6 protein-coding genes are annotated in these 10915 nt (G+C 53.2%); 2 read left to right on the top strand and 4 right to left on the bottom strand.

What is annotated here, in order from left to right; genetic code table 11:
• From AB1483_11975 to AB1483_11960, 4 genes are all read right to left on the bottom strand, one after another.
• Nucleotides 1-261, bottom strand: coding sequence for a hypothetical protein (locus tag AB1483_11975; protein ID MEW6413167.1), 261 nt, complete (start codon nt 259-261; stop codon nt 1-3).
• A gap of 296 nt (nt 262-557) precedes the next feature.
• A complete protein-coding gene (locus AB1483_11970) occupies nt 558-896 on the bottom strand; it encodes a hypothetical protein (protein MEW6413166.1) in 339 nt (112 codons plus the stop codon).
• 130 nt (nt 897-1026) lie between these two features.
• Entirely contained in the window at nt 1027-1485 is a 459-nt protein-coding gene (locus AB1483_11965) for a hypothetical protein (protein MEW6413165.1), read from the bottom strand.
• A 1333-nt stretch (nt 1486-2818) separates the two neighbouring features.
• Nucleotides 2819-6211: a PAS domain S-box protein gene (locus AB1483_11960; protein ID MEW6413164.1), complete on the bottom strand. Its 3393-nt coding sequence runs from the start codon at nt 6209-6211 to the stop codon at nt 2819-2821.
• Nucleotides 6212-6745: 534 nt separating this feature from the next.
• Here AB1483_11960 and AB1483_11955 point away from each other — a divergent pair.
• Together AB1483_11955 and AB1483_11950 are read left to right on the top strand one after the other, a co-directional pair.
• Nucleotides 6746-8725, top strand: coding sequence for an oligopeptide transporter, OPT family (locus tag AB1483_11955; protein MEW6413163.1), 1980 nt, complete (start codon nt 6746-6748; stop codon nt 8723-8725).
• 74 nt (nt 8726-8799) lie between these two features.
• The gene (locus AB1483_11950; protein ID MEW6413162.1) at nt 8800-10896 is read left to right on the top strand and encodes a S9 family peptidase; all 2097 of its coding nucleotides are present in this window, start codon (nt 8800-8802) and stop codon (nt 10894-10896) included.
• Nucleotides 10897-10915: the final 19 nt, after the last annotated feature.

The raw sequence follows: 10915 nt of genomic DNA, 5'->3' as shown, positions 1-10915 counted from the left end.
TTAGACTGCCTTGATCAGGGCTCCAACGCCGGCGACTATCAGAACCACGATAAGCAATGGGACCGCCAGAACGGTAAGGGCGGTCACCAGACCGACGATTACACCGAAAAAACCCATTATGAGCCCAAAGACCGCTCCGATGACACCGACTACGAGTCCGACAAGACCGCCAACGAGCCCCACCAGCACTCCGATGCCCTCAAGGCCGGCGCACAAAAGCACCACGAACACGATTCCTGACAAGAGAATGATTTTTCCCACAGTGATTTCACCCTTTAAATTCAGGCCGGTTAATGGTAAAAGTGCCATTTCCTTTTACGGTAACACAGGGCAATTGTTGCCTTTCAATCACCCAAATATATACCCGCGTTTAACCGCGATATTCGTCGGAAAAATACTTTGTCAAAGTGCGTCGAAAACGCTCGTTCGAGGTGTGGCGAACGGTGACTATGGGAAATTCGGGCCGGGGACATAAAGTCCGCCCCCCTGCTGGCGCTTCGCGAGCAAAAAGGCTTACCAGGATCGCCCTCGCCCCGGGTCAAAAACGCATGAACCATCTACATGGTGAAATACCTGTCGCCTCTGAGTATCGACTGGATAATCCGGAGGGATTTTTCTGTCGGCGATCGCATTATATCGGACGCGTTAAATGTTTCCCTGATTTCCTGACGACGCCCGCCCCTGGCTCCACCGACCATGCGCGCTTTCTTTTTGTGCATCAGGTTATAGCGGCGCTGGTACTCTCTGGCCCTGTCCTTGTTGGCCTCATAGTATCTTCTCAAGTAAGCTCGGCGAGCTTCGCTGGTCTTGTGGACCGGCTGCACGTCCCCTATGGGACCTCTTGGTTGCGGTGGAGGATCGGCGTGAACGCCGATAGTCAAGTGAAGCTGATTCATGGTATCCTCTCTTCTCTTGGGTGCCCTGGTCGTGCGCGACACCAGGTCGATCACGACAAGCAAGCCACATTTGGTAACCGATGCTCTCTGCTGACCGTCCCGATTGCGGACGGACCAGTTTTTCTTTAGCTTACAGTATTAGCGAACTCCTATCGATGTTCGACGACAGGTATCCATCTCTGCCTTCATCCATAACACTGCCTGAGTCGCAGGGCTTTGTTTGGTCGCCCATTTTAATTCCTAAGGGCGCGGTCGTGATGTCTTCAGTTACTGCGCCGTCTTTGCCTGACACTCCGCTGGAACCGTAATCGTGAGCGCTCTGGTAAAGCTGGGTTTTGAGGATTTCACCCAGAATTTCCACTGACCTCATTTTGGCGGTCATTTTGTCACGTTGCAGGGTCAGGTCTTCATCGAGACAACTGATCTTTTCGGCAAGCTGCATCACTTGAGGCAGGACGTTGTCGAGCTTGGAAATGTACGCGCTCATCACAGCCATCCGCTCAAGCACTACTTTGATCTCGTGAAAACTTATCACGGTTGTTCTCCTACCCTTGCGTTTTGCTGTCTGTTCCTCCACAGCAGTTCTCATGACAACCTGCCCCCGAATGTCATCAGTGAGGTACTACCGAGTTGCGTTGTTCCATCCCCTGAAGGACCTGCGACCGGGTGACCTCCTTTCCGTAATTGTCGCGCAGGCGAATTTAGGGTGAAGTTTTATCCGCCCGCTTCGTGGCGGACAGACAAAAGAATTGACAACCCGCCCGCCATTTTGGAGCGCGAAACGGGATTGACGACGAGATCGGGCGGACCTGGTCCTCCTACCATGTGGACGCAGCCTCCCGACCGCGGTAGTTTGCGGTGTAAGATATTTGGGCGTCGTTGGGTTGACAGCCATCCGAGTGCTCTTCCTTTCGCCCGGCAAGGCGCCATGTGTGGCGCCAAGGTTGATCTAATCTCTCTGTCGAAGGTTCTTCCGCACTCAGACGACGGAACTGAAAAGTCCGCGCTCCGTCGCGATTCAGTGGAAGAAAGATGAGGCCAAGGAGAAAATGGAAGCAACCATCTATAGTATTGTGTGGAGGTGACCGACTGTGGAAGTAGTCCGGTAATTGCTGATGACATCCGGCGCCTTAACCGGCAACCGGTGACAGCCATTAATAATCACTATGTACTGTGACGTCAATTTGACCGGCCGGTATATTTGCGTCTATTTGGAATCGATTGTTTATGTGCGGGTTGCGCAGGGAAAAAACCGCGACTATTTCGCCCAAAAGATTTGACCAAACGCTTTTTTGACAACTCGAATCTCATAATATTTCACCGCGCAACGCGTTACGGCCAATATGGGGCTACATGGACTTGATTTGTCATCTATAGTCTCGTAAATATCGGCTTGAAACGTTCGAGGGTGTTGTCCTGCAGAAAAAGAAGCGGCGCAGGTGGTGATTGTTACACCTGCGCCGCATAGAGGGGAGGCATGTGTAGCCGGGAGTAGAAAAATTTTTGGGCACCGGACAGGATCTGACAGAGACTTGCTTTAAGGGCTGCGATGATGATGCGCGGTGTCCATCCAGAAGCAGACTCACTTTCGTTCCGCACATCCTACCGGTGCATCATTTTGTGTGGTGCCCGGTAATATCCACACAAAGCAGGCTGAATTTCTTCGTTGTGCTCCCGAGTACCCCCTGTGTGTTATCGCGACCGGATAACGGCCGGTCAGATTTTTAAGCGAGGCACAGATCCGAGGCTGAGCCTCGCTGCTTACCAGACTACTTCCATGTCGTCAGCCAGCCTGTCATCCTGAGCAGTGACTCAGCACCTTGGCAACGGTTGACATCATAACTTCCACAACCCCAACATACAGGATAAATCTTATCCGTCAATGCGGGGAAACTACGTATTTATTGCGTATGAGGCGGAGATTAGTGCGACTGCAGATAAGTACTCAGGTTAATCCCTTTACTGGTTATGCCCAGCTTACGACGAATCTGCTCACGGTGCTTGTGCACTGTCAGAAGCGAGAGATTCAGTCTTTCGGATATTTCCTTCGATGAGTGATTCGACCTGATCATGTCGCAGATTTCAAACTCGCGGGGGGTGAGGGTGGAATAGCGGTTACGGAAATCATCGATATCTTTGGCCAGGATGGCTGTCAACTGGCTTTCGAGGGCCTCGATGTCAGCCGCCCTCTCGATTCCCAGCAGTATTTTTGCTCTGGTCAAGATCGGGCTGATGGCTCTTTCGACATCGCTACAGATGGTTTGCTTGTAGTCCTTTCGCTCGGTTTCCAGATGATCGAGAATCTCCTTAAGAGCGATATTTTTCTGGGTGAGGGCTTCGCGTTCTGTCCTGAGCAGATCCGTGGCCTGTCTTAGTTTTTCCTCGGTGCGCTTATGTTCCGTAATATTGGTGATGACGGCAAACGAACCGACAATGTTTCCAACGGCGTCTTTTACCAGTTCGGGTGAAACAATAGTCGTGACCTTTCTCCCATCGCGCCTTGTGAATTCGAGCTCATATGGTTGACGACCGCCCAACTGCCGCTGTTGAAGCTGCTCTTCCATAATGAGCCTGTTCTCCCGGTCAAGAAAGACGGATAGCCCTCGCCCGATAATCTCATCGCGCGAATAACCGAGCATCTCGCACATCTTGTTGTTGGCAAATGTGATATTATTGTCATTATCGCGTATCATCAGACCCTCGTTCATCGTTTCCAGCAGACTGCGGTGGTGTTCCTCGCTCTCGCGCAAAGCCTCTTCAGAAAGCTTGCGTTCAATGGCGATAGTGATGTGCCTGGAAACGAAGGTCATCAGATCCATATCGCTCTCTTTGTAGAGAGTGGGATCGGCATAGCTCTGGACCGCTACCACACCGATAGTGCCTCGCTGCGTTACCAGAGGCACGCCGAGCCATATCTGCGAAGGCTGACCGACCACGTCAACCTCCCCCCTCGCTCGCAACTCTCGGTCGGTATTCTCGTCCGCCAGAAGGGGGCGCCCCGTGCGGCGGACATAATCGGTAAGTGTCTTCTTGAGTTGCTCCGGATGGAGATCGGCCCGAGAGTGATACTGGTCCACCAGGTAAGGGAAAGTGTACTGGTCATGTTCGCCATCATATAGAGCCACATAAAAGTTGGTCGTGTCTATCAGTCCTCCGAGAATCTGATGAATAATGCTGAGAAGCTCCTCCAGACTTTGCGAGTTGAGGGTGGCTTCGGAAATTGCGAAGAGGGCCGCCTGCACCTGCTCCATGTGGCGACGGTCGGTAATATCCGAACCGGAACTGAGAGTGCCTCTGGGGTTACCCGACTCGTCATACAGAACGGTGTCATGCCAGGCTATAATGCGCTCATCGCCATTCCGCACGAGCACAGGTGTTTCCCGGTAATCATGCCCGTTAGTGCTGCCTTTATCCATCAAGCCGCAGAATGCAATCCGGGTAGACTCGCGCCATTGAAAAGGTATAAAGCGGTCGAACCAGTTTGCGCCGAGAATTTCGGTTTCATCATAGCCAAGAATCTGGCTTCCCTTTTTGTTGATTAGAATAACTTTCTGGTTTTTGTCGATGGCGAGCAGGACGGTTCCGGCAACATCGAGATACCGTTGTGCCCGGTCTCTTTCGCGACGAAGGGCTTGCTCGGCCAATTTGCGGTCGGTTATGTCGCGGTTACTGGCACGACGACCAAGATACTCACCCTCGGACGAGAAAACCGCCTGGCACACATGGTTTATCCACCGTTCGGCGCCGTCTTTGGTTATGATTCGAAAGTCCACTGAGGTTGCTTTACCGTCAGTCGTATCGGCGAGTAAATGTCGGCCGCGAATAGCGCGATCATCGGGGTGCACTATCTTCGCAAGCAAATCCGGGTCCCGGCGGAAGTCATCAGGCTTGTATCCGGTGGTTGCTTCACATGAAGGCGAGATATACATCAACTGACCATCCGCCCCCAGCCAGTATTCCCAGTCATAAGTAAAGTCAGCTATCGTACGAAAACGCTGCTCGCTCTCGCGCAGGGCAGCCTCGGCACGCGTGCGGTCGGTTACATCCCGCACGATGGTGACGACCCTGGTTATTTGATTATCCTCGATAATGGGTATCTTGCGAGTTTCGGTGGTTACAAACTCGCCATAAAGGGCGTTCGTTTCTTCAGTAACGAGAGTCTTTCCGGTTGCGAAGACTGTCTCATATTGCGAGCGCACATCTTCACCAAGAAACGTGAACAGTTCAAAGATGGATTTCCCGACAGCATCTTCGGCGAGCCTGAATCGCTTGCACCACTGAGAAAAGGTCTTGTTTATTAACGTGATCTTCAGCGAACGGTCCACCACATGTATCATGTCAGCCATGGAATCAATGGTCGACCTGTAGAGATCCTGTGAGGCCCTCAGAGCCCGTTCGGATTTCTTGCGCTGCGTGATGTCACGCGCCACAACCTGAACAGCAGGTTGCCCGTTGTAAACCATAGCGGCAGCCGCCGCCTCGATATCTACGGTTTCACCGTCAAGCCGGACAATTCTTTGCTCAACAAAGGAGGTCGGTTTTTTATCCCGATTGAGTTGTGCAAGTCGGCCTTCGACCAGCCGGTGATATACGGGATGTATGAAGTCTAAAACCGGTTTGCCCACCAGGTCATTCTCCCCGGCCGCGCCGAATAAGCGTACCGCCGCTGCATTGGCAAATAGGATCTTACCATCGGCATGTACGCAAATGGCGTCAGGAGAAACCGCCGCAAGTTCTCTGAAACCATCCTCATATTCTGAGAATCGTCGGCGGTCAGTCGTAAGATCAGCAGTCCTTTGAGCAAAACCGCTGGCCTCGGGGACAGACGAACCGGATTCCTGCACAGGCTTAGTCAAAACGCTACCCTCCCCTTTCTCAGCCAAGAACGCTACACTTTCTCTCAGGAGCGTAATCACACACAGCTTCTGCTCGCCGGCTTCAATTTGTCCAAAATACGCCTGGGCGGAAAAGTCAGAACGATCTCTGGTGCGCCCTCTGACCGCTATCGACGAACTATTACCACCGCAACTGCCGGATGGACCCATCGAGTCAGGAATAACGGATGACGCCGTGCGGAGCAGGCAATCAACCGCTTTTTCGGTAACATCCGCGGAGGAAAATCCAAAAAGTCGCTCCCCCGCCTCATTGAGACATTCTACAGTGGAATAGGTGTTGTCGGTAACTAAGACTGGATCGGTGATGCTGTCGATTATTCGTCGCGTTCGTTCGGCGCCACGCAACCGATTGAACCGACTTCGCTGACTGCTGGTGCTGGCGGTTTTCTTCAGCAGCTTCAGCTTCTTTGGCTCACTCATAGGAAACGGCCCGCTGTTGTGATTCGTCCTGGTTGTATCCGAAGTCCCTCAAAGAAACTCCGGTGCTTTTCTCCTGGCCACCCCTACCGCGCCCGGCCAATCCGGGTGATGTTAACCCTGCGGTTTTGAGAGACGACCGACCATGTTAACATTGTCCATCATAAAGTGCTGCAAAGCCAGATATGTTCCGACGCTTGGTCAAAAAGACAAGTACTCTGAGACCGAACCGGTCACTGATAAAATCCAACAGAGACGGCGACATCCTGTGCATTATCGCTAACTCTTGATATATAAAATATGCTGATAACGGATTACAAAGTCAACAAATAAAACCCTTTTGGTATGGCATATTCCACCGGTCAACGCTCGTCGGGACACAAAAAGCTAACGAACATAATAGCAATAGGTTATGCTGTATGGCCGGCGACAAATTGTCGGGAATGGCGCAGAAAACACTTGAACGTTCGGCACATAACCGGTATGTTCGGATAAATTTATTATTACCCATAGGACAGACCACGACTTCGCTTAATCATGGCAACCGAAGACCGCACTCAAGTTTCCCGGAAAGCAGGCAAAGATTCCTCGGATGACTTCCAGCCGCACATTGCTCCCTCCGAGAATATCGCCGAGTTCACCATAAAATCGATTGTAGTCGGGTCGATTTTCGGAATACTGTTCGGAGCCGCGAACGCCTATCTCGGATTGCTGGCCGGTATAACGGTCTCGACTTCCATACCGGTGGCGGTCATGACGGTTGGTTTCTTCAGACTTACCCGGAGGTTTTTCGGCAGGGCATCGGTACTGGAAAGCAACATATCCCAGACCGCCGGTTCAGCCAGCTCTTCGCTCGCCTCGGGGGTGATTTTCACCATACCGGCTCTGTTTCTCTGGGGATTGAACCCGAGCATATTCCAGATTGCCGGTCTGGCGGCCCTCGGCGGATTACTGGGCGTGCTGTTTATGATTCCGCTGAGACGGCTGCTGATCAAGCAAGAGCACGGCACCTTACCTTTTCCCGAAGGCACCGCCTGCGCAAAGGTTCTGGTGGCCGCCGACAAGGGCGGCGCGGGAGCGGCAAACGTGTTCTGGGGGCTGGGCATCGGGGTCATTTATAAACTTCTTATGGCGGTTCTTTATCTATGGAAAGACAAGGTCTATTTCTATCTGCCTCTTGTTAAGAAAGCGCAGATCGGCATCACCACCACCCCCGCTCTGCTTGCCGTGGGATATATTCTTGGCTACCGGGTGGCCTCTATCATGGTGGCTGGAAGTCTCATATCGTGGGCGGTGCTGATTCCATTGATGGCGCACGTGGGCGAGCATCTGTCGGTGCCCCTTTTCCCTGAAACGACGGCGCTGATCGGCGACATGAGCCCTTCGGAAATCTGGGATCGATACATTCGTTATGTCGGGGCAGGCGCGGTTGCGTTTGGAGGTATCATCACCATCATCAAATCCGCTCCCACCATGGTGCGTTCATTTAAGATCGGCGTTGACGAGATGAAGACGCGTATCGCCGGTCGAAAAGCTGCTTCCGGTAACGATAATTCCGACAAATCCGACAGAACCGACCGCGATCTCTCGCTGAAATATGTCGTCGGCGGGGTATTGCTCGTCACGGCTGCTCTGGTGTTGATTCCCAATGTTCTCGGTGACGCAGTCACAATCGACATAAGACTTGTGGCGGCGCCGGCGATCGCCCTGTTCGCGTTTCTGTTCGTCACGGTATCATCACGAATCGTAGGGCTGGTTGGCGTGTCGAGCAATCCGACCTCCGGCATGACCATTGTTACCCTACTGATTGTCAGCATGATTTTCGTTTATCTTGGATGGACCGACACAATCGGTAAGGTTACGGCCCTGACAGTCGGGACTGTTGTCTGTGTGGCCGCTTCAATCGCCGGAGATACTTCGCAGGATTTGAAAACCGGATTCTTGCTGGGAGCCACGCCGTACAAACAACAGATCGCCGAGTTGATTGGAGCTTCTTCTTCGGCACTGGCGGTAGCGGCATCGATCATAATTTTGAATGGCGCCTACAAGTTCGGTTCGCCGGAGCTTCCCGCCCCTCAAGCCACTCTCATGAAAACGATCATCGAGGGGGTCTTGCAGTCGGGGGTCCCCTGGGGACTCGTCCTGATCGGTGTCCTGCTGGGAGCAATTATCGAATTATGCTCCCTGCCTTCACTTCCCTTCGCGGTGGGACTGTACCTCCCGGTCACCACAATGACTCCAATATTCGTTGGCGGATGTATCAGGCACTTTATCGAGAAAAAACATCAATCTGACCCGGCCGAGCTCGACCGACGCCGTGAGAATGGCATTCTCTTCAGTTCCGGTTTGATTGGCGGCGAGGGGCTTCTGAGCGTTGGGGTTGCCCTGTATGTTTTTTACTACGGAGCGCCAAAAGGTTTTGCCATACCCTGGCCCGGGGTATGGGGTGAAATTGTCTCCCTGACAGCATTCGCGGCGCTTGGATACATGCTGGTTCGGAGAACGAGAACCGGATGATTGCCGTACCACGAAAATGAGGGGCTGTTGGATCGTACACAATCTATTTAATACCGTTTTTGAGAGGCGTAAATATGATCAAACGAAATAATGTCTCAGGTGCCTCAACCGCGGCGGCACTGGCAACGGCTGTCATTGTGATGACCGGCGTCTTCTTCACGGTGAGTCCGGCAGTCGCCGACGGCCTTACTCTTGAACAACTGGCGGCGCTCAGGTATGTCGACGAGATCGCGGTGTCCCCTGACGGAGAGATGTTCGCATACACATTGACGGTGCAGCGCAATCCGTTCGAAGAAAAGAATGGCTCCGCATGGAAAGAGCTGCATGTCGTGAGCACAAACGGCGGTTCCCGCCCGTTTGTGACCGGGAAGGTCAGGATCAGCCACATCGCCTTCACCCCGGACGGCAAATCGATATCTTATCTGGCCGAGCGCGGCGATGATACTGTTTCCGTGCTTTACCTCATCGCAGTGGATGGCGGCGAATCGGTAAAAATCAGTCAAAACCGTACCGATATCGATGAGTACTCCTGGGCTCCCGACAGCCACCGGCTGGCATTTCTGGCTGAGGATACCCTCCCGACGACGACCCTGGCGTTGGAAAAGAAAGGCTTCAATCAGGAAGTCTACGAAGAGGATGGGCGCGATGCAGCCGTCTGGATAACGGACGTTTCAGACTCGGCGGCGCCGCGAAGGCTGGACCTGCCCGGCAGCGCCTCAAACATCCGGTGGAGTCCCGACGGCAAGTATCTGGCCCTGGCCCTCGCACCGACACCGCTGATTGACGATGAGTATATGGCGCGAGAGGTGTGTTTTGTCGATGTCGCAGAAGGTACTATTTCACGCCGACTCAACAACCCTGGTAAGCTGGGCAAGATAGCATGGAGTCCCGATGCAACCAGGCTGGCTATTATCTCCGGCGCCGATATCAATGATCCGGACGAAGGCGAATTGCTGGTGGCTTCAGTCGACAACGATGATTTGAAACCCGTTATTACGAATTTCGACGGTCACGTTCGTGATATCGCCTGGCTCGATCAGAAGACGATACTGTATCGATCGGACGAGGGTGTGCACACTAAAATCGGAATGGTCGATGTAGCCACGCTCGAGCGAAAGGAAATTATACCGCCGGGTTCAACAGCTTTTACCGACATGATACTCTCGGCAGATCGCAGAACAGTGGCGGTAGTTGGAAGCGCCTACAATCATCCGTGGGAATTATTCCATTTTACGCTCAAGCAGAAAGAACCGATTCGTTTGACCGACAGTAATCCGTGGCTCTCGGAGGTGGCGTTCGCAAGACAGGAAGTTGTCGAATTTACCGCCCGCGACGGACTTCAACTTCAGGGAATTCTGATACACCCCCTGAACGAACAGCCAGGGAATAAATATCCGCTTATTCTTTCCGTGCACGGCGGCCCGGAAGCCAATGACCGCGACGAGTGGCTGACGTGGTATGCGTCGCCGGCTCAGGTTTTCGCCGCTCGCGGCTTCGCCGTGTTTCACCCGAATTACCGAGGGAGCACCGGCCGTGGCGTGGAGTTCTCAAAAATGGGACAGGCAGATTATGCTGGAGGTGAATTCAACGACCTGGTCGATGCCGTAGATTATCTCGTTGCAACGGGACTTATCGACTCAAGCAAGGTTGGAATTACGGGCAGATCCTACGGCGGCTTTGCCACAGCCTGGGCAGCCACCGCTCTCTCCGAACATTTCGCCGCGGCCGTCATGGGTGTCGGCGTCAGCGATCTCGTCTCCAAATTCGGCACGACCGACATACCAAATGAGATGTATCTTGTCCACGCCCGTCGCTGGCCCTGGGACTACTGGCAGTGGTACATGGAACGCAGCCCCATCTATCACGCGCAAAAGCACAAGACCCCGATATTGATAATGCACGGCGAAGATGACACCAGAGTACATCCGAGCCAGTCTATGGAACTATACCGCTACCTCAAGACTCTCAACCAGGCCCCCGTCAGACTTGTATTCTACAAGGACGAAGGGCACGGTACGCTGAAGGCGGCCGCCCGCTATGATACCGGGGCGAGGGTTCTCAGATGGATGGAACATTATTTGATGGGTCCCGGTGGAGATCCTCCGCCGTATCAGATAGATTACGGCCTGCTTGAGAAGACCGCGTCCAGTAGCACAGCGACTGAGCGTTAAATTATCTACATCAGACCGC

This window comes from Candidatus Zixiibacteriota bacterium (genome assembly GCA_040756055.1).
GTDB lineage: Bacteria > Zixibacteria > MSB-5A5 > GN15 > FEB-12.
The sequence above is the reverse complement of the archived record's forward strand: the minus strand, read 5'-3'. Positions and strand labels throughout refer to the sequence as shown.

Coding starts and splice junctions, on each gene's coding strand:
- AB1483_11970 (MEW6413166.1), bottom strand. CDS start 896: ATGAATCAGCTTCACTTGACTATCGGCGTTCACGCCGATCCTCCACCG.
- AB1483_11965 (MEW6413165.1), bottom strand. CDS start 1,485: ATGAGAACTGCTGTGGAGGAACAGACAGCAAAACGCAAGGGTAGGAGA.
- AB1483_11960 (MEW6413164.1), bottom strand. CDS start 6,211: ATGAGTGAGCCAAAGAAGCTGAAGCTGCTGAAGAAAACCGCCAGCACC.
- AB1483_11955 (MEW6413163.1), top strand. CDS start 6,746: ATGGCAACCGAAGACCGCACTCAAGTTTCCCGGAAAGCAGGCAAAGAT.
- AB1483_11950 (MEW6413162.1), top strand. CDS start 8,800: ATGATCAAACGAAATAATGTCTCAGGTGCCTCAACCGCGGCGGCACTG.